Annotated in this window: 19 protein-coding genes; all 19 read right to left on the bottom strand. The window is 35.2% G+C overall.

The window, feature by feature from the left end; genetic code table 11:
* Position 1: 1 nt before the first annotated feature.
* The 19 genes from rfbB to neuB all read right to left on the bottom strand — a co-directional run bounded on the left by rfbB (position 2) and on the right by neuB (position 21,105).
* The gene (gene rfbB, locus I6F44_RS00640; protein ID WP_197173103.1) at positions 2 to 1,075 is read right to left on the bottom strand and encodes a dTDP-glucose 4,6-dehydratase; all 1,074 of its coding nucleotides are present in this window, start codon (positions 1,073 to 1,075) and stop codon (positions 2 to 4) included.
* A 730-nt stretch (positions 1,076 to 1,805) separates the two neighbouring features.
* Entirely contained in the window at positions 1,806 to 2,849 is a 1,044-nt protein-coding gene (locus tag I6F44_RS00635) for a glycosyltransferase (RefSeq protein WP_197173102.1), read from the bottom strand.
* A 185-nt stretch (positions 2,850 to 3,034) separates the two neighbouring features.
* Positions 3,035 to 4,465 (bottom strand): lipopolysaccharide biosynthesis protein, encoded by a 1,431-nt coding sequence (locus I6F44_RS00630; RefSeq protein WP_197173101.1) that lies wholly within the window; start codon positions 4,463 to 4,465, stop codon positions 3,035 to 3,037.
* A 159-nt stretch (positions 4,466 to 4,624) separates the two neighbouring features.
* On the bottom strand, positions 4,625 to 5,248 hold the full coding sequence (locus I6F44_RS00625; RefSeq protein WP_197173100.1) for a NeuD/PglB/VioB family sugar acetyltransferase: 624 nt from the start codon (positions 5,246 to 5,248) through the stop codon (positions 4,625 to 4,627).
* Between the two features lie 66 nt (positions 5,249 to 5,314).
* Positions 5,315 to 6,397 carry a DegT/DnrJ/EryC1/StrS family aminotransferase gene (locus tag I6F44_RS00620; RefSeq protein ID WP_231612767.1) on the bottom strand — a complete coding sequence of 361 codons (1,083 nt, stop codon included), beginning with the start codon at positions 6,395 to 6,397 and terminating at the stop codon, positions 5,315 to 5,317.
* Between the two features lie 270 nt (positions 6,398 to 6,667).
* Entirely contained in the window at positions 6,668 to 8,923 is a 2,256-nt protein-coding gene (locus tag I6F44_RS00615) for a polysaccharide biosynthesis tyrosine autokinase (RefSeq protein WP_121955640.1), read from the bottom strand.
* 15 nt (positions 8,924 to 8,938) lie between these two features.
* Positions 8,939 to 9,373 carry a low molecular weight protein-tyrosine-phosphatase gene (locus I6F44_RS00610; RefSeq protein ID WP_121955641.1) on the bottom strand — a complete coding sequence of 145 codons (435 nt, stop codon included), beginning with the start codon at positions 9,371 to 9,373 and terminating at the stop codon, positions 8,939 to 8,941.
* A gap of 11 nt (positions 9,374 to 9,384) precedes the next feature.
* Positions 9,385 to 10,497 carry a polysaccharide export protein gene (locus I6F44_RS00605; protein ID WP_121955642.1) on the bottom strand — a complete coding sequence of 371 codons (1,113 nt, stop codon included), beginning with the start codon at positions 10,495 to 10,497 and terminating at the stop codon, positions 9,385 to 9,387.
* A gap of 518 nt (positions 10,498 to 11,015) precedes the next feature.
* On the bottom strand, positions 11,016 to 11,516 hold the full coding sequence (gene rfaH, locus I6F44_RS00600; protein WP_121955643.1) for a transcription/translation regulatory transformer protein RfaH: 501 nt from the start codon (positions 11,514 to 11,516) through the stop codon (positions 11,016 to 11,018).
* 317 nt (positions 11,517 to 11,833) lie between these two features.
* Positions 11,834 to 12,808: an O-antigen ligase family protein gene (locus tag I6F44_RS00595; protein WP_180961418.1), complete on the bottom strand. Its 975-nt coding sequence runs from the start codon at positions 12,806 to 12,808 to the stop codon at positions 11,834 to 11,836.
* A gap of 249 nt (positions 12,809 to 13,057) precedes the next feature.
* Positions 13,058 to 13,549: an acyltransferase gene (locus I6F44_RS00590; protein WP_231612766.1), complete on the bottom strand. Its 492-nt coding sequence runs from the start codon at positions 13,547 to 13,549 to the stop codon at positions 13,058 to 13,060.
* A complete protein-coding gene (locus tag I6F44_RS00585) occupies positions 13,540 to 14,511 on the bottom strand; it encodes a hypothetical protein (RefSeq protein WP_219621672.1) in 972 nt (323 codons plus the stop codon). Before I6F44_RS00585 ends, I6F44_RS00590 begins: the two co-directional genes overlap by 10 nt.
* Before the next feature lie 259 nt (positions 14,512 to 14,770).
* Positions 14,771 to 15,730, bottom strand: a complete 960-nt coding sequence (locus I6F44_RS00580; RefSeq protein WP_121955244.1) for a hypothetical protein — start codon at positions 15,728 to 15,730, stop codon at positions 14,771 to 14,773.
* Positions 15,723 to 16,661 carry a gfo/Idh/MocA family oxidoreductase gene (locus I6F44_RS00575; protein ID WP_121955243.1) on the bottom strand — a complete coding sequence of 313 codons (939 nt, stop codon included), beginning with the start codon at positions 16,659 to 16,661 and terminating at the stop codon, positions 15,723 to 15,725. Before I6F44_RS00575 ends, I6F44_RS00580 begins: the two co-directional genes overlap by 8 nt.
* Positions 16,662 to 16,674: 13 nt before the next feature.
* The gene (locus tag I6F44_RS00570; RefSeq protein WP_197173099.1) at positions 16,675 to 17,637 is read right to left on the bottom strand and encodes a Gfo/Idh/MocA family oxidoreductase; all 963 of its coding nucleotides are present in this window, start codon (positions 17,635 to 17,637) and stop codon (positions 16,675 to 16,677) included.
* A complete protein-coding gene (locus tag I6F44_RS00565; protein ID WP_121955241.1) occupies positions 17,630 to 18,337 on the bottom strand; it encodes an acylneuraminate cytidylyltransferase family protein in 708 nt (235 codons plus the stop codon). The genes I6F44_RS00570 and I6F44_RS00565 overlap by 8 nt, the downstream gene beginning before the upstream one ends.
* The gene (locus I6F44_RS00560; RefSeq protein WP_121955240.1) at positions 18,337 to 19,395 is read right to left on the bottom strand and encodes a nucleotidyltransferase family protein; all 1,059 of its coding nucleotides are present in this window, start codon (positions 19,393 to 19,395) and stop codon (positions 18,337 to 18,339) included. The genes I6F44_RS00565 and I6F44_RS00560 overlap by 1 nt, the downstream gene beginning before the upstream one ends.
* Positions 19,392 to 20,042, bottom strand: a complete 651-nt coding sequence (locus I6F44_RS00555; RefSeq protein ID WP_231612765.1) for an acetyltransferase — start codon at positions 20,040 to 20,042, stop codon at positions 19,392 to 19,394. Before I6F44_RS00555 ends, I6F44_RS00560 begins: the two co-directional genes overlap by 4 nt.
* Positions 20,032 to 21,105, bottom strand: coding sequence for an N-acetylneuraminate synthase (gene neuB, locus I6F44_RS00550; protein ID WP_197173098.1), 1,074 nt, complete (start codon positions 21,103 to 21,105; stop codon positions 20,032 to 20,034). The genes I6F44_RS00555 and neuB overlap by 11 nt, the downstream gene beginning before the upstream one ends.

Raw genomic sequence — 21,105 nt, 5'->3', positions numbered from 1 at the left:
ATTATGAGTTTATTTCGCCAAGACGTTCACGTTGATACGAACCGTCTTGAACATTTTTACACCACTGTTGGTTATCTAAATACCATTGGATTGTTTTACGCAAACCAGTTTCGAAGGTTTCAACTGGTATCCAGTCAAGCTCTTTACTCATTTTTGTTGAGTCTATAGCGTAACGCCTATCATGACCAGGACGATCTGTAACATATGTAATTTGCTCTGCATATTTTGATTCTTTAGGCACTAAAATATCTAAAATACTGCAAATAGTTTGTACAACTTCTATATTTTGTTTTTCATTATGGCCACCTATATTGTAGGTTTCACCAACTTTACCTTCTGTTACTACTTTATATAAAGCACGAGCGTGATCTTCAACATAAAGCCAATCACGAATTTGATCACCCTTGCCGTAAATAGGTAAATCTTTACCTTCAAGCGCATTTAAAATCACTAAAGGAATTAGTTTTTCTGGAAAGTGATAAGGTCCATAATTATTTGAGCAATTCGTAACTAAAGTTGGAAAGCCGTATGTGCGTAACCATGCCCGCACTAAATGGTCGCTAGAAGCTTTACTTGCAGAATAAGGACTACTTGGTTCATACGAAGTTTGCTCAGTAAATAGTGGTAGTTCACCACTTTGCTCATCAGGATGCGGTAAATCACCATACACTTCATCTGTGGATATATGATGGAAGCGGAAAGCACTTTGGGCAGCATTATCTAATGTATTCCAATACTCACGAGCAGCCTCCAACAAGTTATAAGTCCCAACAATATTTGTTTGGATGAACTCCGATGGCCCTGTAATAGAACGATCAACATGGCTCTCGGCCGCTAAATGCATAACAGCATCTGGTTTATGAGATGAAAAAACGCGGTCAAGCTCTGCTCGATCACAAATATCCACCTGCTCGAAAGAATAGCGCTCGCTTTTATCAATGCCCTTTAATGACTCTAAATTACCTGCATATGTTAATTTATCAAGATTTACTACTAAATCTTTCGAGTTTTCAATAATATGGCGAACAACTGCTGAACCGATAAAACCGGCTCCACCTGTAACAAGTATTTTCACAATCAATCCTTTTTTAATTTAATTAGTGAAATTAAAACATACCGGGATATAGTATGTTATCAAGTGAGAACATTTTGACTTACCTAATACCAGTTTAAATATTAAGTTGAGCGTCTATTCTACTAACTTATTTGCCACATTTAAATTGCAGCGTTTTAAATCTAAGTATAATTAATTAAAGACTATTTAACCTTTTTTATTCAATTTTATCTATACAAAAAACTTCAGTAAAAATGCTTTTAATAAAACTGATAAAGATATTACGTGTTAATCACCCAAACTTTCAAAATGAAGCACAAGAACAGGGGGGTTGTCAACTTCCTGCTAGGATATTCTGGTAAAATCTGTATCAACACTATCTAAATATAATTTCATCTAAAGCAGAACTGGGGTACGACTAAGTTTCTTACAATATTAATTCGGTTAATAAAAACTAATAATTAAATTCATTGGTTAACACCTTTTTAACTATGCCAATTACATTCAAAAAATTTCATGACTACTCAGAGTTCACCTGCTCACTATAGTTATTTAATTTTTAATGTCGTAACTTACACTTCATTGCTTTCGTTTAAGTAACAAAATAAGTTTATGTTTTTATTTAGGTCCTAACATTTACTTTTATATATAGTTATTTACATATAGTTAATAGTACCACTTACGCCATACAACGTTTAAATTTCATATTAAGAGACAGTCATTTCTAGGATTTTAATATATATTTTATTTATCAACTGGCTTTAAACAGTAAAAAGTATCGCTTTAGAAAATTATATATCTTCAATTTAAATTTTAATAAGCGTTTAGAAAGAAGCTTAGTGTACCTAAATTGAAAAAGAAGAATTAAAATCCTATTATCAAATCTTGCATGTTTAATTAAAAAACTCTCAACTTTATAATCATACATAATTGCTGTATATATATGCCTATTAGCAAGTTCATTTAGGGCTTTCGATTTTTGTAACTTATTATAATATTTTTTAGCCATGTGAACACGAATATCCATACCGTGCTTAGCAAATAATTGCATTTTTTCTTCTGACCTTGAATGAGAAGCAGATTCAGTTAAAACTCTATAAACTGCTGTATTACGATCTAAGAGGACAATTTCCCCAAGTGTACTTAAATATATCCATAGAGGAAGATCACCAAAGCCCCAAGTATTAATATTTTCACTAAAAACTTCTGTAAATTTTATAAAATAGGAGCGTCTAAACATCGTTGTTAATGTATGAATATTATTACTAAGAAGTAAACTTTCAATATTATTCATAACCTTAGGGACATGGCTAACTTCACACGTACGATTAGAAACATTATAGTCATAACATTTGGTGTGAATTAAGCTTACTTCACCTCGATTAATTAAGACTTCAGCTTCATATTGTATTTTATACTTATCTATCCAAAAATCATCGCCTTCACACAAAGCAATAAAGACCCCTTCTGCATAACTTAAAGCAATAGGCCAAATCCTCTTACCTTTAGAATATTGATTTTCTGTTTGGATAACTAGCTTAATTAAAGTTGGATAAGCGTTTTTATACTCTTCTATAATTTTTTTTGTACCATCATTGGAACAATCATCATGTATTATAATTTCAAATCTATATTTCGTTTCTTGTCCTAAAAAGCCGTTTATTGTATCTCGTATGTAACCACATTGTTGAAAAGTAGTACAAACACAAGAAATATAAACTTTATCTGTATAAACCCAATGTGATTTTACAACTTCTTCTGATAACGGTTTTTCCAATTTAAACAAATCATTCATTTTTAATCAAACTTCATTTTAATAACTGCTAGAGTATATGTATTTCAATAATTATTAATGTCATTAGAAATCCTTATTGAACGCTCTAAAAATTCAATATAAAACTACAAATTTCTCGACATTTAAGCATATGTAATCTAATAAAAACTCCAATGATTTCAATCATTGCATTCTCATCATTCTATTTAAGTAAGTCTTTTACCAAACACAGTCGTTGTAATTATCAGATATAAATCTGGTTGCATCCATCTTATAAAAGCTATATATAAAAGTGGCATAACACTTAAATTTATAGCCAACTCTATGTATGCATTAGTGTCAATAAAAAGATAGGTACAATGAGTTAAAATCGCGCATATAAAAACACCTAGCCAAATGGGGGTTAATATTTTTAGCTGTTTTGCTGTATTTAACTTACAGAATTTACCTGTGTAAAAAGAGTTAATAAAGAAAGCGATATATGCTTGTATCACCATGCCAATACACATAGCTTTAATACCCAGTGGCGTTGTTATAAAGAGGATGCAAACCAATAAAAATTTCTTAATAACTTCGAGCTTTAAAAAAATATCTGACCTACCTTTCACCTGTAATAAGTTTAAATTTATTGCATGTACTGGATAGAGCATGAATGCCAAGCTTATAATTTGTAACAATTCTGCTGCTGGCAGCCACTCCTCACCTAATATCAGGGTAATTAATGGTGTTGCACTAAGACTCAAACCAACCATTAATGGGAAAATAAATAATGCCGTCATACGTAATGTTAGTAAGTATGTTTCATCAAATTTTGTAGTGTCGTTCTGTATATTACTCAACATAGGGTATGTAACACGCTGTATTACAGAAGTAAAGGTCATTGCTGGCACACTCGCTAGCTGATTAGCTTGTGTGAAGAAACCAACTTGATTTGCGAAGAACTGTTTACCTATTATTATTTGGTATATATTTTTGAAAATTGTATCTAGTAACCCTGCTATCAATAATTTTGAACCAAAGCTAAATAAATAATTAAATGAGTTTTTACTAAAACCAGTTGTTGGAAACCATCGAAGGTAAATATTAAGGAAAACAACATTGCACAAAGTATTTATTACTGTTTGCCCGACCAATGCCCATACCCCATACCCCATATTCGCTAAATAAATTACAGTTCCACAACTAATAAAAACACTAATAAGTGAAGCCTTTGCTTGCGTTTTAAAGTCCATTTCTATGATAAGTTTTGTACGTTGCACAATAGCAAAGCTGTTAATAATTACAGTCAGACCTAACACTCTCAATAAATTAATTAATTCAGACTGCTCAAAGAATGATGCGACATACGGTGCTATGGCAAATAAAACAAAATAGCAAGTTATCCCTACACCTATACTAAAATAAAATGTAGTTGAAAAATCTTTTTCTGTTCGCTCTGTGTGCCTGATCAACGCAGAAGAGAATCCACTATCTACAAACACTTGGCTGATCGCGATAAATACCACTAGCATACCGACCAAACCAAATACATGAGGACCTAGTAACCTAGCTAAATACAGCGTCACTATTAGTTGTATTATTTGGGTAGATAAACGTTCAATAATACTCCATTTAAACCCATTTGCTGTAGATCTCATTTATTTATAAATATGTTCATAAAAAAACTATCAACAATATAATTAGACATCAAAATATTACTCTTTTAATTATACGGTAAAACCATTACCCAATAGATCTATGTATTTCTTAGCACACTTAAACCTAGGTATTGTATTATTCTAAACAATAATTTTATTTTATCTAACTTTTGCTGGGACACCAACTACAGTGGTGTTATCAGGAACGTCTTTAGTTACAACAGATCCTGCACCAATGACACAATTAACTCCAACTGTAATTTTAGGTAAGATTATTGCTCCAGTTCCTATCGATGTGTAACTACCAATCTTAACATTCCCTAATATCTTAACGTCGGGAGATATTTCAACATAATCACCAATTTTAACATCATGTGATAAAATACAGTTTTTATTTATTAGACTGCCGCAACCTATGGATACACTAGCAGTAATTGTAGCTCCTGAAAGTATAGTTGAACCCTTCGCTATTTCAGTGCCAAACTGACCTACTAAGGTATTAGAAGAAATCAAGCAATACGCCTTTCCTCCATTACGCATTGCTAGTTGAGACAGCTTTTGCCTATTTCTTGGGTTACCAACACCAATGCAATAAGCATTATCAATTTTTTGAAAATATCCCTTTAATTGTGACTCACTTGTAAGCACCTTAAATTTACTTACTATATTTGAGTCAATAACTTTAGATATATTGTCAAAAAAAACAATGTCTTTTTCATAATTATCCCATAGCAACACTGTTGCTACCTCTTTAGCTAGACCTCCAGCTCCGAGAATCACCATTTAAACAATTCCTTTTTTAATTAGTAATATTAACGATACTTTTCGATATAAAAATAATTCACTGCGCTAACTTAAATTACTCTTTATTAATGATGTAATTTTTAATACAGCTTCAATATTCATGTGGTAATGTAGGGGCAAACAAATCACTCCACCCGCAATACTATGGCTATTAAAACAACCATAGCTTTTTTGCTTGTTGTACGCTAAATCAAGTGAAGGAGTGAAATATCGTCGACTTTGGATACCCTCTTCGGCTAAAGCATCTATTACTCTTTGCTGCAATGTCTCATCTTCTATATATATAGGCATATAAGCCCCATTAATATTAGCTTCTGGGTGCCATTGTGGTAATTCGACTACATTTTTTAATTCATTACGGTATAAATTAAATAATGATTCTCGATGTGATATAACTTGTTCTATTCCATCAAGTAACGTTAAGCCAACCGCACATTGATATTCATTTAGCTTGGCATTAATTCCGGGCTCACCAAGCTCCCCCCCGCTTTTAATTCCAAAATTAATCAACTGCTTCGCTTTTTCATAGTCTTTTTTGTGTTTAAAAACAATAGCACCACCCTCAACAGTATGGAATACCTTTGTTGCATGAAAGCTCAGAGTGCTCGCATCACCGAAGTCTAATACTGACTTATCGCCTACTTTGATTCCAAAGGCGTGTGCAGCATCATAAATTACTTTTTTATTATGCTTAATTGCTACTTTTTTAATGCCTTGAACATCACATGGATTACCATACACGTGGGTAGCCACGACCCCATCATATCGATTATCTTCAGTGAGAGCTTTATCAAGTGATATCGGGCATAAGTTATAACTTCTAGCATCAATATCACTAAAAGCAGTTTCAATTCCCTGCCATAATAAAGAGCTAGTTGTTGCAACAAAACTAAAAGGTGTAGTAATAGCTGATTTAATATTTAATGCCTTACAAGCAACTTGGATAGCTAAAGTACCATTAGACACTAATAATAAATTTTTTACACCCAGATATTTCTCTAATCGTTCAGTTAATAATTCATGTAAGGGGCCAAAATTAGTATACCAACCTTTATCATTAACTTGAGTAATATACTTTGTCAGTGTTTGTAAATCTGGTGTTAGTGGCTTATTGAGGGGAATCATCATTGCTTCTTTTATTAATTGATTTAAATATTACCCAAACGGTTTCATAAACGAATTCGTTAATATTTTGACAATAAATACTTTACATGTCTAGTTAGGGCTATTCGGGTTGAATTATTATACAGCTTTAAATATGATTTATTTCAATGAATTAACTCAGCTATGTTTCAGCTAACTGAGACAATTTTTCCCAATTTGAGACAGTCAATTTAGACTATCTCATTGTAATACCTTGTTTTTATACTTTTATTAAAAAGTGCCCAATAGGCCCCCTTATTTTTTATCACTTGTATATTCGTAGTTGTAATAACCATAATATCCATATGCATTACTTGCTTTTTTAACTACGCCATTAAACACGACACCTTTTACATCTATGCCATTTTGCTCAAAGCGATTGCGAGTAAGTTCTATCTCACGTACGTGATTCTGACCAAAGCGGGTTACAAGTAATGTAGTGCCGCTGTGCGCACTAACAAGTACCGGATCTGTTACCGCTAAAATTGGTGGTGTATCTATCAATATTATGTCGTAATTAGCAGTTACTTCTTCAACTAATTTGCTAAAATTACTGTGCATTAATAACTCAGAAGGATTTGGAGGTATTTGCCCGCGAGTAATTACACTAAGCCCATCAACCTTGGTCTTTTTTGTAACTTGTTCCAAGTTTAAACGCCCCGATAAGTAATCGCTTAGGCCATCTGCTGCCTCTAGCCCAAATTGTGTTTGCAAGTAACCCTTGCGCATATCTGCATCTATAATAAGAACCTTCTTACCGCTTTGAGCAAGAACACTTGCTAAATTAACCGATATAAATGATTTACCTACACTTGGGCTTGGACCTGATATAGCTATAATATTATTTTTAGCCTCCATCATCGCAAAGTGTAAGCTAGTTCGCAGGCTGCGCAGTGCTTCAATAGCGAGATCGGCTGGGTTATCAAGCGCTAATATACTTTTGGGTTTATTCGTTTTATTTTTACGCGCACGTTCAGCAAAGCCGCTTAGCTTATCTTGATAATCGGAGTGCGGTACACTTGCGTATACCGGCAAGCCTAGCGCTTCAATTTCTGCTGGGTCTTCAACCCCTTTATGCATTGCTTTTTGTATAAGTACAACTGCCACCGCTAACATACCACCCAGCATAGTAGCCATAACCACTATTAATGCTTTTTTAGGCTTAACTGGCTTACTTGTATTGACTTCGGCGAAGTCAATAATACGTACATTACCCACAGTGCCCGCGCGTACGATGTCTAGCTCTTGTGTTTTGCTTAATAACAATGTGTAAATTTGGTTGCTAACTTCAACATCACGCTTTAGACGTAATAACTCTTGTTGAGTTTCTGGTAGGTTACCTACCTCACCAACAAGCTCTTGTTTTTGGCTTTCAACCGCCTCTATTTGTTCCAATATACCTTGATATGAAGGATGATCTTTTTTGAATTTTCGACCAAGTTCTAAGCGTTTCAAATTTAGTTCTTGCAGCTTTGTCTCTAGCTTTACGACTTGCTCAAGCACACCTTGCGTCTCAAGAGTTATGTTTATTGACTGACGCTTTATTTGGTAGTCATTAAAGCGTTGCTCTGCGTATTCAAGCTGTTTCTTAATTTCAGGTAATTGTACTTCTAAAAATTCAAGCGACTTTTGCGCCTCTGCGCTATTACGCTCAACATTGCGACGTACATAAATAGCAGCCACTTTATCAAGTACTTTTTCGGCATAGCTCGGTTTAGTACTTTGTAAGCTTAAATTTATTATGCCAGAGTCTTTGCCTTTTTCGCTTGCGCCAATTGCAGTTTGTAAATCTAATATAGTATTAAGGCGATCTTTACGGCTAATAATAAACTCGGTACCTGGACGTGCGTTTAAAGTGCGAACTGTTAAGTTAAATTTACCACTTGCAAGCTCTTCACCTACTTTTCCCGCTAATACTTGCTCACCATCACTATCTAAAAGAGCAAGGCTATTATTATTTTTCGCTACTAAGGTAAAACTTTGATTAACTGCAAAATGCGGAACATTAAACCTAAATATGTTTATACTTTCACCACCCCATGCGTAACTTTTGGCTCCGAAGCTTGGCTCAGCTAAGTCTCCATCTTTCATTGGAGTAAATTTACGGTAACTACGACTGCCAATAAACGGGAATAATTTAGGCTCTGCAATTACATCAAGCTTTAGCGTATCAACTGCTTCACCTATTATGCTTCGCGATTTTAGTAGTTCTATTTCAGTTACTGCAGCTGATGTACTTTCAAACATGCCAGCCATATCATCGAAACCAGGAACTGATGCACTGCCATCTTCCACCTGTATCATAGCTGTTGCTTGGTAAACAGGTGTGCTTAATACGGCATATACAACACCTATAAACATAAACACTGCAGTTACACCCACTATAAAATATTTGCGATCGAGCAATGCACCTAATAATGCCATTAAATCGATTTCTTGCGTCGGTTGTGTGGTGTTATTTGTGCTTTTATTCTTCGCGCTACTAGAGCTATTGTTCGGCTGGGTATTCATTAAATTAGCCATTCCTTATAAATACTTTTGCCAAGCGCTACAGGCGCTATCGATTAGAGTGTATACGTGCTCAAAAGCCTCTTGGCTTTGCCTATACGGGTCGGGTATTTCGGCGTTATTAATCCATTTACCAAGTAAAAATGTTTTACCTCGTGCCTCTGGGTAACGTGCGTGTACATCGTTTAAATGACGTTCTTCCATTACCAGTATTACACTATTTTGAGCTACTAAACTTGAACTAAGCTGCTGACCTTGGTGGGCGTCCATATTAATACCATGCGCTTGTGCTATTTGCTGAGCTTTTGCATCTGCTGGTTTGCCTTCAAGCGCGGTTAACCCTGCTGACGACACTTTAATATTTTTGCCTTTAAGCTTTTGCTTTAATACATATTCGCCAGTTGGGCTTCGACATATATTACCGGCACAAACCACTAAAACAGAATCAAACATATTTATAACCCTTAATTGTTAATATCGTTAAGGTTATCGACTGTCGATATTGAAGGCAGTAATAAGCTTATTACGCGATTCCAACGAGCTAGTGGTGCTGATGTTACATAAACTATATCATGCGGTTGCAGCTCAAATTGTTCTGCAAGCACAAGTGCTGCGATACTTTTAGCATGTAATTGATATACGTCGGCCAAAACACCTGTTTGTTCGTAGTTACGTTTGCGCAATACAAACACGCCATTGGCGTCAGCTGTATTTTCATTTAAGCCACCAGTGTCGCTCAATGCTTCAGCTAAATTCAAGCCATACCGTGTTAATGTAACCGAACCTGCTTTTTTTACATCCCCCAGTACAAATACTTTTTGTTTATCATTGCGGTTTACGTGCACTATATCACCATTTTGCAATAGACGGTTTTGAGATATATCACCATGGGCGTAAAAGTCTTCTAACTGAATAATTTCGGTTTTATTGCCACGGGTAAAGGTTACTGTACGCCAATCCGCAGCTTCGGTTAACCCACCAGCTTGATTTAGCGCGTCAATTAGCGTGAGAGGAATTTCGGTTACCGGATAAACACCTGGTTTACTTACTTCACCTGTTACATAGGCTTTTTGGCTTCTAAAACCCACTACTTTTACATCTACTTGAGGATCTTCAATCACTCGGGCTAAGCGGTTTACTAGTTCATTATGTACTTGACTTACCGTTTTACCTTCGGCCTGAATGTTAGGCGCATATGCGTAAGTAATAGTGCCATTTTTTTGAACTCTAAATCCATCAAACTCGGCAGTACGTTGTACAGCGGCTGGTATTGTTAGCTCTGGGTGATCCCATACACCAATTGTAAGTACGTCACCTATACCTAGTTTATATTCGTAATCATTCACGTTTAAACCGGCGGTGCTCAAAGATGGCTTAGCAGCTTCACGCCCACGTTTTTGCTCATTGATTAATGACGAGTCAATTATTTGAATGTTTACTTTTTCTAGATCTTTATCAAGATTTTGAGTTTGCTCGCCTGGGTCAATACCCTCAAAGTGGCTACCGGGTATTATAGTACAGCCAGCTATTGATAATAATGCGAGTGAAGTAACGAGTGATTTACAGCTTAACGCCATAGTAGAATCCCAAAATTTATTTAAATATTGCACTTGCCCACCAACCTTGGCGAGTACTTGTATTTTTAACTGGCTAATTAAAGCATGACAATAAAGCCTAAGCAAGAAACAGGGTGTTAGTAAACGCTTAAGTGGTTAAAAAAATGTAAAGAAGAGGCGTCACTAATTCTTTAGTATTGTACAAAATGATAACTTTAGTGCGGTTATTAATTTTTTACCTATTTAGCCGTATCATCTCATAATCACATACTTTATAGACTACTTTTCACTATGTGAAATGAAGTAAATAAAAGTAAACAAAAAACTCACTAAAACAATTCAATTTAGCCTGCACTTTTTCTATGGCCCAGCACCTTTGTAGATGCGATGTATTAATAGAAATTAGGTGAGCTAATTAGAAGTACTAGCCTTTAAGGCACACTTCCGTCCCTAGGTTACAGTTCCTACATACTGATTTATTCTTTAATGCTATTTTGATCTTAGATGTAACCTTAACCGTATATAAAACTTGTTGAAATTTACGTGATACTTGTGTTTTTAGTTGCTATTTCTTTGTTATCTACGCTCATTTCTACTTGTTGATTAAGCAAGTTTATTAACAATATACTACGCATGTCTCCATCAGGTTCTTTATATATTGCTTGGATATTGTTAAATGACTCATTATTAACACTTACTACATCACCTATTTTTGGGACTTTTGATTCTATAGTGTTCGAACGTTCACTTTTTAGTTGGTTTATTATTTGCGTAGAAACCACTTGATAGCTTGCCCCATAAGAAACAAAGCCTCCTATTCCACGCGTGTTTTTTACAGAAAAAAAGTTCCCATTTTTTGACTCAAGGCATACAAATAAATAATTAGGGAATAAAGCGGTTTGTTTGACGGTACGACGACCTTTAACTAGCCTTTCAGTAGTTAACTTGGGGTAAAACGCTTCAATCCCTTGATTTTGCAAATTATTTTTAGCTCGTTCTTCTTGCTTAGACTTGCATAAGACTAAGTACCAACGTCCCATAGTAGTCCTTAATCCATAACTATGATTGTAATAAATACAAAATTAAACTAGTCTATAATAATGCATAATTATAACCTGTATGGAGTATCCATGTAAATAAGTCTTAGCAATTTATACCAGCCCTCTTGAGTAATTATTTTTATTCCGCTTAAAAGCCGTAAAGTATTTAGTAAAAATTTAATGCTTATAAATAAAAGCTAGGTGAGCTTTTATTCGACCATCTACCCGCTTTATTTTTTCTTACATTATCAAATATATGAATTATCAATAGCTGTATGGAGCGAATTTTTACGTTAAGTGAAGACCTCTAGTTAATATTATTTCGATACGACTAATGTTGTTTTGTTACCGATATAAACTTCAACTAGCCTGCAATAAAATATAAGGGCAAATAAATTCAGAACCATTAACTCAACATATACCATCATGTTAGCCATCGAAATAAGAAACAAGCCACCTATATAACTTAATAGGATTAATTTTATATAAACAGGAACTTTACTAGAGACCATTTTTAAAACTAGCATAATCCAGCACAAGATAAATAAAAGTAAAGCGAGTACACCACCTTCAAAAAACACTTCTAAAAAGGAGTTATGTGCACTTTGTAAGTCTCGGCCATGAAAGCCAACCAAAAACTCACGCACTTGCGCTAAGCCAAAGCCAAAAAATGGCTGTTTGCTAATTAATTGCAGTATGTATGCAAAAAGATCTGAACGACCACTACCACTACTCACTCTATCAGCTCGGGCATTAATTATTTGTTGTAACCATTCAAATTGAAAATAAGAAAAAGCGAGTACAACCATCAATAAAGTTAATACTGTAATTAAACCCAGTAAGTACTTAACTTTTCTTAAGCTAATAGTGGCGATCAGTAATGCATAAGCAACATAGCCTGTTACTGAAATCGTTAACAGTAAGCACAAAGCTGAAGCTAGCATTATAATTGAGCTTACTTTTTTATTAAGCGTACTTGCACTCACTAAGTAGCCTACATTTAATAGTAACAGTAACAATACAAAATTATTAGGGCTGTCGGCTCCTCCTCTTAACCTTGGCAGTACTCCTTCCATATATAAACCAAATAGCTTTCTGTCGCCATCTAGCTCCATGCCGAATAGCAATAACCCAGCAACGCCAATAAAATAATAACCAAGGCTAAAGGCTAAATAAATGTAGGAAAATTTCTTAATGAAAATATAAAATGATTCTAATGTGATGTGCTTAGATGAAATAACTAAAATTAAGTAGGCAACAATTAATAGTGTAATTCCGATAAATCGAACCATTACTAAATTAAAATTTGTAGCTTGGTAAAAGCTAAAAAGCATATATACAAAAAACAAAAAGGGTAATACAAGCAGCTTAGGCGAATAAATTTTAATTTTGGGGAGCAAAAATAAAACCGGCGCAATTAAGATCACTAGTAGCATATATGGCTTTAGTGGCGTACCGATATTTACTAACCAAAATTGCTGGAAGAAAAATGACACAAAAAAGACAAAAAACACCTTATTAAGTAATTTACTTCTTACCATTTAATGGAACTTCCCTTGCGCTTTTAGTCGCTGGTAATGTTCTACATCTCTAGAAGAAAATACTCGGCATGGGTTACCTCCAGCAATTGCATATTTAGGAATATCGCTCACAACTACTGAGCCAGCCTGAATAATTGCGCCCTCACCTATAACACAGCTTGATAGTACCGATACATTCATACCAAACCACACGTTATCTTCTATAGTGACTGTTTTGTATAAATAGGTACTGTCGTAAGGAATACTTTCGCCTTGATAGTTGTGAACTTGCGTTATAATGAAACACCCTGAACCACTGTGAAAGTTATCTCCAATTGTAACCTCCCCATTACCATACACTCTAAAACCATTAAAATTGACGTTAGTGCCTATATAAGTTTTTTTTGTCAGTAAGGTAAAACCATTTACTCTAGGTTTTGTTTTATACGAACCGATTCTAGCCCGTGCAATAAACTGGTATATAACCCTAAGTAAGCTTTTTATTATGAACATACACTTTCCAAATTAATTACACGCTTTAACTCTTTGTAACCTACAAAATAAGCACTTAAAGCATATAAAAACCAAATTAAAATACAATTATATATCACACCATATATACCAAAAAAGTTATAAGCACTTATTCCAAAAACGATACTAATACCGCCAAGCAAAAGAGTAATTTTAAATAGCTTTTCAGATAAATTAAAATACATTAATAATGATGATGCAAAAAAGTACATCCCCTGAATAAGTGAAGCGAATGCTAATATTCTAGAAAACTCAACAGCTCCCGCATATTCCTTAGGGAAAAATATATCAACAATATAGCTAATTAAACCTTGATACAGGCCAAATGCCACAACAAGAATGGCTGAATACGCTAAGAGATACTGGTAAAACACCTTCCTTTTATTGTTTGTCATTTTCATTTTTGAGTAAAAGTCGGGCGCTATATTTTGATTGATAATAGTAAAAAACAAACTAAGGGCTGATGCGAGGGTTGCTGCCAGCGCATAAAGTGCGAATACTTGTTTTTCTATAAATCCAATTAGAATAAATCTATCCATAATGGTTATTAACGCTGCGGCTAATGAATGCAACGCTGCAAACAAACCAAACCTAAAAAATGTAATTTTTAAAGGGTTAATTAAAGTAAACTTTAAAAGGCCCGCATTGTATAAAACCCCAAAACCAACACATGCCGCTGCTAATAATATAAATGACATAACAGCAATAAAGTCTATCCCTGAGAACTCTTCAATTAATTCACTGCATATTAAAGGCACTAAAAAAGAGGCCGTCAAAGTAATTATTTGATAGCAAGCAAATTTAGATGTGTTTTTATTAACTCTAAAATAATGTGAGGTAACCTGAAAAACACTTCTTCCAGAGATTAAAAGAGGCAGTGCCAACAATGCCCAAGAAATATTAAAGCCAATTATCGCTATTAACGTGGCTAAAAAAGCAAACACGGTTAAAAATACATTTACAGTATAAAACATCTGTACTGAATCAGATGCGTATGTATCATTTTTTTCTGCTGCGGCTAGTGAATAACTTGCAGTGGTGCCAAATATATAAACACCTGACAACACCGCACTTAAAGAGTACAGTAAAGAATAATCAGCAAAAGACGCCATTGACAGACTGGCTGAAATATAAGGTAAAAATAAGAATGCGACACTAGAAGAAATAAGTGTAACTAGGCTCAATGTAAAAAGCTTTTTCATTTCAGGCTTCTAATTCATAAATACTAGAAAAGGTCGAAAAATAGTCATATATATAATTTAATGATGGCGTATTAATTAGCTCGTTAGGTATTTTAAACGAGGTGACCTGTGTATTTGGTGAGATTACACTTGTTGTAAACAAAGACGCAGTAAAAAAGCCAGCGACTACAGCCGGTTTATGCTCAGTTAATACCAGCTCTAACTCAGACGGAAAACTAGGCTCATATATTTTAAATCCGATTGATTTGTATCTGTTTAATCGTCCTCTATCTTCACCTCTATGAGGAAGGTAATATACGTCTTGTCCTTCATATGCCTGTATAACTTGTGTTAATAGGTTTTCGTAGGATTTTTCACTAAGAATCGATGCTTCTATATACTTAGCCCCAAAAAAATACACTTTTGATGAGTCGTCGCTATCGGTAATTAAACTTTTTAAAAAGCTAAAGTTATGTTTTTCGACAGTTGCTTTTCCTACATCAAAACTAGATAAATCTAGTGCTGTAAATAAATCCATAGGGTTAAGCGTAGAAAAAAACCGTTGGATAAAGCTTCTTTTTTCGTTTTTAAGCCGATTTAAATAAGCTAATGTGGCCACGCCATCATCCATTAAAATCATTGGTGTTCTTAATAAATGAAACGGTTTTAAAAATTTACTTTTATGGCAGCCAACATATTTTTTAGCTTTACCATTCAATAATAAAACACTCATAAATGTGGTTACAAAACGAATGAAAGAGTAAACTTTTACGACTTCGCCACTTGTAAATACAGGCTCACTTTTGCTCATATAAAAGTTAAGCACTTTTTCTATTTGCTGATCATTTATGGCATCACCATTATAGCGAATAAGTAACTTCCATTTACTTTGAAATTTATATATTGCCTCCATGGCATTTATTAACTGCCCTGGAGACTCTACATAAAAAACATTTAAATCGTGATCTTGATGCTTACTCATAACCTGCCATTTTATTATAAAAGCTACACATATGGCGCTGTTCATCTAACGAGCAAAGGTTTGTTACATCGCCTTGTAAAAATGCGTCTAACTGTTTATATAAGCCGGGCTTGAACTCTTTATCTAGCGAGTCATCTATTTCGACACTAAGTTGAGGAATAGTGCCTCTTTTTTGCACTAGCAACGATTCCATTGGCTTTAATATGTATCTATTTTCGTTAGTAAGTACTTCTACAGCCCAGCGTCCGGCCGACTCCCAGTTAGCTGCATAATTAAATAATGCGCCAGATTCACTCACACCAGCCCCTGAGAAGATTGAAGAGGTAGGGTGCCAATTTAGTTCACCAGTAACAAAGCTAGCCATTTCTTTAGGTTGACCGCCTAAATAAAATGCTAGATCGGCTACATGAGTAGAATTAGCTAAAAACCATTTACTGAGCACGTCTTTAGGCTTGTCTATTTTTTCTATAACATGAGCCCACTCTGTTAGTTCAAAGTTGAACGATGTTACGCCACCTTCAGCCTTAAGCCTTTCTTTTAATGCGATAACTGAAGCAAAGAAACGTCTATTATAAGCAATAAAAACATCGCAGCCACTTGCCGTACTTTGCTCATATAAAGTATTAAGCTCGGTTAATGTTGTTCCGCCTGGCTTTTCAACCAATATGCGCTTTACACCGTTTTGAATTAACTGTTGAGTGGTTGCGTATAACTGTGCAACGCCTACACTCACAATTGCCGCTTCAGGGCATTCAGGGGCCGCTTCTAAAAAGGCTTCAAGTCCGCCTTGAATAACCTCTTTACCTGTTTTGTTGGTAAATTCATCTGCAGATACTTTACCACGGCCAATAACGATATAATCACGATTTTGAGCATCTAAAATTTTTGCATAATCAACCGACATAGGGCCTGAGCCAACTAACCAAATCATTTTGTTCTCCTTTTTATGTTATTGGACACGTTAATAAGTTTTTATTTAGCACGTTATTTATATGCTCAAGGTATAGCTCAATCATAGGGGTATGTAGCTGGCACGACTCATTAAAAGGAGTTAATGATGAAGTATTGGTATTTAGTATTTCATCAATATTTAAACCGGTTAGCTCGCTTTGGTATTTTACTTGGTGCTTAAATTGTTGCTCAGCTGAAACATTGGCTGTAATAATAGTACCTGTAATTTCGTCGATTGATATAGTGTTAGAATCAGATGAAAGCGATACTTGTATTGCTACTTCGTCAGCCGTTGTACACTCAAGCTCTAATGAATGCTGGCCAAGCATAAACTTTGCTTTACCGGTTAGCTCGTAAAAACCCACTCTTTTGCTTTCCAATAATTGTGTATCTAGATTATTTTCGGTAGCTTGTAAGTTTGCTTCGTTACATAAATACGAAAACAAATCAATAAAGTGAATGCTATTACATGCCATTCCCCAGCCGCTACCAGACACTTTCATTGCAAGTACTTCGTTCGGGTTTAAAAGTTCTTTAATTTGCTGATAAGAAGGGTAAAGTCTTCGAGGGCAATTAACCCATGCAGTTACATTATGCTGTTCAAGTAATGCTGCAACTTCTGTATATTCACGCAGCGCTTGGAATAGTACCTTTTCAAAAATAATATAACGAACTTTATTTTCAGCAAGTAAGTTGGCTGTTACTTTAGCGCGTACTGGTGCTGAGGTTGCAATAATACATACGTCGAATGACTCTGCCTTTGGTAAGCTTTGCGAGTATTGCACTGTGCTTTTTACATTTTCGATAGAGACTTGCTCAGCTCTTAGCTGTGCAATATTTAACGAATCGATGGATGGGTCTACAACCGTAATATTCAGTGGTAAAGCACTTTGTAAAGCACCTTGTAAGTGTCTGCTTCCTAGTTGCCCAGCACCTATTATAAGTATTTTATTCATGTATTTTGTCTCGCAGGATTGTTTCAGCAATTATAAAGTCTAGTTTTGTATCGATGTCTACAGAGCTATGGCTATCCATTTTATAAGCTACACTATTGCCAGACATCAAAACCCCTTCTTGCAGAAACTGTTCAACTTTAGTTAAATAAATTGCACCATTTAATCTGTAATATTGTGGTAGATCTTGGCTACGCATATTTTTTACATTTTTAGGGATGAAGTTTTCTAAAGATAATGAATCATCTAATGTATTACTCCACAGTGGAGAATGCTCACACTCACAAACTGATATTACTGAATCAGCATTTTTAACATTTAATAAATCAAGCGCACCTTGTATATCAGCAGCGGAGCGTAAAGGCGATGTTGGTTGGAGTAGTAATACATAATCAAAACATTCGCCTATACCTTTAAAATACTCAAGCGTATGGCGTACTACATCGACACTACTGCTTGTATCTGATGATAGGCTAGCAGGCCTTAAAAAAGGGACTTCTCCGCCAGCGGCCTTTGCCGTATTGGCAATGGTTTCGCAATCTGTACTTACCATTACTCGCGCTATTGATGGTACATTTTTTGCAGCTTCGATTGACCAATTAATCATTGGTTTACCTGCTAGTGGTAGAATATTTTTCCCTGGAAGGCGTTTGCTTCCCCCCCTAGCAGGTATAATCGCTAAAATAGTTTTTTCATTATTCATTAAAGCACCCCAAGATCATGAATATCAACTTGTGCACGATTAAAGTCATCATGGCGGCCAACATCTAGCCAATATTCATGTATCGGGAATTTTAATGTTTTTTCATCGTTCGCTTTTAAGTTTTCAAATAATGTTGTCATGTCTAAGTACTCATTACTTGATAGTGACTCAATTACTTTATTTGAAATAACATATATACCGGCATTTACAAAGTAGCGATAAGTTGGTTTTTCGACGATATTTGAAATTTCATTTCCTTTACCTTCAATAACACCAAAGGGAACCTTAATTTCATAGTCACGAACACACATAGTAGCATCCGCTTGATTTTTAATATGAAAATCAAGGACCTTTCCAAAATCTACGTTAGTAAGGATATCTCCATTAATCATAATAAGAGGTAGCTTAGGAATGCCCTTTGGTAATAACGAAAGTGCGCCACCTGTGCCTAAAGGGGCATCTTCATGAACGTATGTGATTTCTATATCGTGCTGACTACCATCACCAAAGTGACTCATGATCACTTCAGGTAAATAGTGCGTAGAAATATAGAACTTATAAAAACCATGACTTTTAAAATGATTGATTAATATTTCTAACATTGGCTTACCACCCACTTTGAGCATGGGCTTTGGGCAGTTATCTGTTAGTGGGCGTAATCTAGTGCCGAAGCCGCCCGCCATTAAAAAAACGGGATTATCACGTTTTTCAATCTCAAGTGTTTCATGTAATGTCTTTACATTAACAAGTCGGCCATTTTCATTAAGTATAGGTAAAAGCAAAATTTTCTTTTTTTGCATCATTACTTTTAAGGACTCATTAGACATCGACGTTGTTGCACTGGTTGGTGATATATTCATTATTTCGGTCACAGGATCATCAAGACCAATGCCGTTAATTAATCCTCGACGAATATCACCATCGGTTACTAAGCCGATTAACTTATTACACTCGAGAACAACTAAAGCAGCGTGCATGGCTTCTTTGTCTATTACTTTTAGCGCGTCTCGTATTTTGACATCTGGAGAGATCAAAATATTTTCAAAATTAGTGGTCATAACTTACCTTCCAGTTTTATGTATGGTCTGGCTCCATAAACGATAGCGGAGTCTGGGAGTGTTTTTGAAATATTAGCGCCAACACCAATTATTGTATTTTTGCCTATTTGAATGCCATTGATAATTTTTGCACCAGTGCCTATATGTACGGACTTTTTTACATAAACTTGGCCGCTCATTATAACGCCAGGTGCTATATGACAAAACGCGTCTATTTCACAATCGTGATCAATGCTAGCTGAAGTATTTACTATGGTTCCAAAACCAATTTTACTTCCTATACAAATTGTGGCATTTGATAAAACTTGCGCTCCCTGTGCAATGGTTGCGTATGCAGACACATTAGCTGAGCTTGCGATCACTGTGGCAAATTCATAAAACTTGCTTTTAAATTCAATATGGATCTTAGTTCGTAAACCAGAATAAGGCATTGCCCCTATGCCGTTTATAAGTTCAACTTCCTCAGGAGAAAAGTTTAGAATAGCGTCGTCATTTTTAAAATGCTTAATATCTTTAAATAACTCCTGGCCTGCTGTTATTTCGGGTGCAACAACAGCAATAATATCTCTTCCTTGTAGTAAAAGAATTTCTAATAAGGTTGCTGCATGGCCTCCGCCACCAATCATTACAAGAGGTTTATTTTTCATCGAGTAATTGACCAACTGAGTAATCTTTAGTGGCTGGGGTATCTAATAATTTCCAAAAATTAATTGGTGCAATGCCGTCCCCAGGTCGTTTTACTGAAATATGCTTTTCCGTCAATATGTCTCCTTGTTTAATTGCTTGTGCTGCAACTAAACTTTTACGCGCAACGGCTTTATTTTTAACTTCAGAAGGCCTTGGCCCTTTAATGCCATCACCTAATATTTTTTCTACAATACGAATGCCATCAACCATTTCTTTTAATTCTATTGGATCAAGTGATGCTTTGTGATCTGGCCCTGGCAATGCTTTATCAACAGTAAAATGCTTTTCAATTAACACTGCACCTTTAGCTACCGCAGCAATAGGCACTACTATTCCCGCACTATGATCGGAGTACCCTACTTTGAGCTTGAACGCGTCTTTCATGGTGTCCATGGCATTTAAATTTATATCATAAAATGGCGCTGGGTATTCGGTTGTGCAATGTAAAAGTGTTACTTTATCTTTTAATAATTGCTTACCTTGCTCTGAAAAATACGCTGTTTGTAATGCTTCTTCTGTTGGAGTGCCTTCTGGGTTTATATAACCAAAAGCAATTACTGATAATACCTGCTCTATTTCCGAAAGCGTTGCCATACCTGTTGATACGATTAGATCACAACCTGTTCTTGCGTGCTCAAGTACCAATGGCGCATTTGTGATTTCACCAGATGGTAACTTTAATCGCGTTATTCCTAAATCATCAACTAAAAATGAAAGACTTTCTGAGTCAAATGCAGTAGATAAAAACTCAATGCCTAAATTATTACAATATTTAACTAACTTATGATGCGTTTCGTAGCTTAATTCTAATCGCTTGAGCATTAAGTACTGAGACTCTTTTTGACCACTATTAGTAATTTGATACTCAGCTTGTTGTGCATCTTCAGTGACCAAGTTTTTAGCTTTGAATGTTTGGAACTTAACTATATTAGCTCCTGCTTGATGCGCAGCATCAACAAGAGAAAACGCTAAGTCGTCACTGCCATTATGGTTAACACCAGCTTCAGCTATAATTAATGTCAT

This window comes from Pseudoalteromonas sp. NZS11_1, from assembly GCF_015864275.1.
Taxonomy (GTDB): Bacteria; Pseudomonadota; Gammaproteobacteria; order Enterobacterales; family Alteromonadaceae; genus Pseudoalteromonas; species Pseudoalteromonas arctica.
The sequence above is the reverse complement of the archived record's forward strand: the minus strand, read 5'-3'. Positions and strand labels throughout refer to the sequence as shown.

Coding starts and splice junctions, on each gene's coding strand:
- I6F44_RS00635 (WP_197173102.1), bottom strand. CDS start 2,849: ATGAATGATTTGTTTAAATTGGAAAAACCGTTATCAGAAGAAGTTGTA.
- I6F44_RS00560 (WP_121955240.1), bottom strand. CDS start 19,395: ATGACCACTAATTTTGAAAATATTTTGATCTCTCCAGATGTCAAAATA.
- I6F44_RS00570 (WP_197173099.1), bottom strand. CDS start 17,637: ATGAATAAAATACTTATAATAGGTGCTGGGCAACTAGGAAGCAGACAC.
- I6F44_RS00610 (WP_121955641.1), bottom strand. CDS start 9,373: ATGTTTGATTCTGTTTTAGTGGTTTGTGCCGGTAATATATGTCGAAGC.
- I6F44_RS00555 (WP_231612765.1), bottom strand. CDS start 20,042: ATGAAAAATAAACCTCTTGTAATGATTGGTGGCGGAGGCCATGCAGCA.
- I6F44_RS00625 (WP_197173100.1), bottom strand. CDS start 5,248: ATGGTGATTCTCGGAGCTGGAGGTCTAGCTAAAGAGGTAGCAACAGTG.
- I6F44_RS00575 (WP_121955243.1), bottom strand. CDS start 16,661: ATGATTTGGTTAGTTGGCTCAGGCCCTATGTCGGTTGATTATGCAAAA.
- I6F44_RS00620 (WP_231612767.1), bottom strand. CDS start 6,397: ATGATGATTCCCCTCAATAAGCCACTAACACCAGATTTACAAACACTG.
- I6F44_RS00595 (WP_180961418.1), bottom strand. CDS start 12,808: ATGGTTCGATTTATCGGAATTACACTATTAATTGTTGCCTACTTAATT.
- I6F44_RS00580 (WP_121955244.1), bottom strand. CDS start 15,730: ATGAGTAAGCATCAAGATCACGATTTAAATGTTTTTTATGTAGAGTCT.
- I6F44_RS00590 (WP_231612766.1), bottom strand. CDS start 13,549: ATGTTCATAATAAAAAGCTTACTTAGGGTTATATACCAGTTTATTGCA.
- rfaH (WP_121955643.1), bottom strand. CDS start 11,516: ATGGGACGTTGGTACTTAGTCTTATGCAAGTCTAAGCAAGAAGAACGA.
- neuB (WP_197173098.1), bottom strand. CDS start 21,105: ATGACATTAATTATAGCTGAAGCTGGTGTTAACCATAATGGCAGTGAC.
- I6F44_RS00630 (WP_197173101.1), bottom strand. CDS start 4,465: ATGAGATCTACAGCAAATGGGTTTAAATGGAGTATTATTGAACGTTTA.
- I6F44_RS00565 (WP_121955241.1), bottom strand. CDS start 18,337: ATGAATAATGAAAAAACTATTTTAGCGATTATACCTGCTAGGGGGGGA.
- I6F44_RS00615 (WP_121955640.1), bottom strand. CDS start 8,923: ATGAATACCCAGCCGAACAATAGCTCTAGTAGCGCGAAGAATAAAAGC.
- I6F44_RS00605 (WP_121955642.1), bottom strand. CDS start 10,497: ATGGCGTTAAGCTGTAAATCACTCGTTACTTCACTCGCATTATTATCA.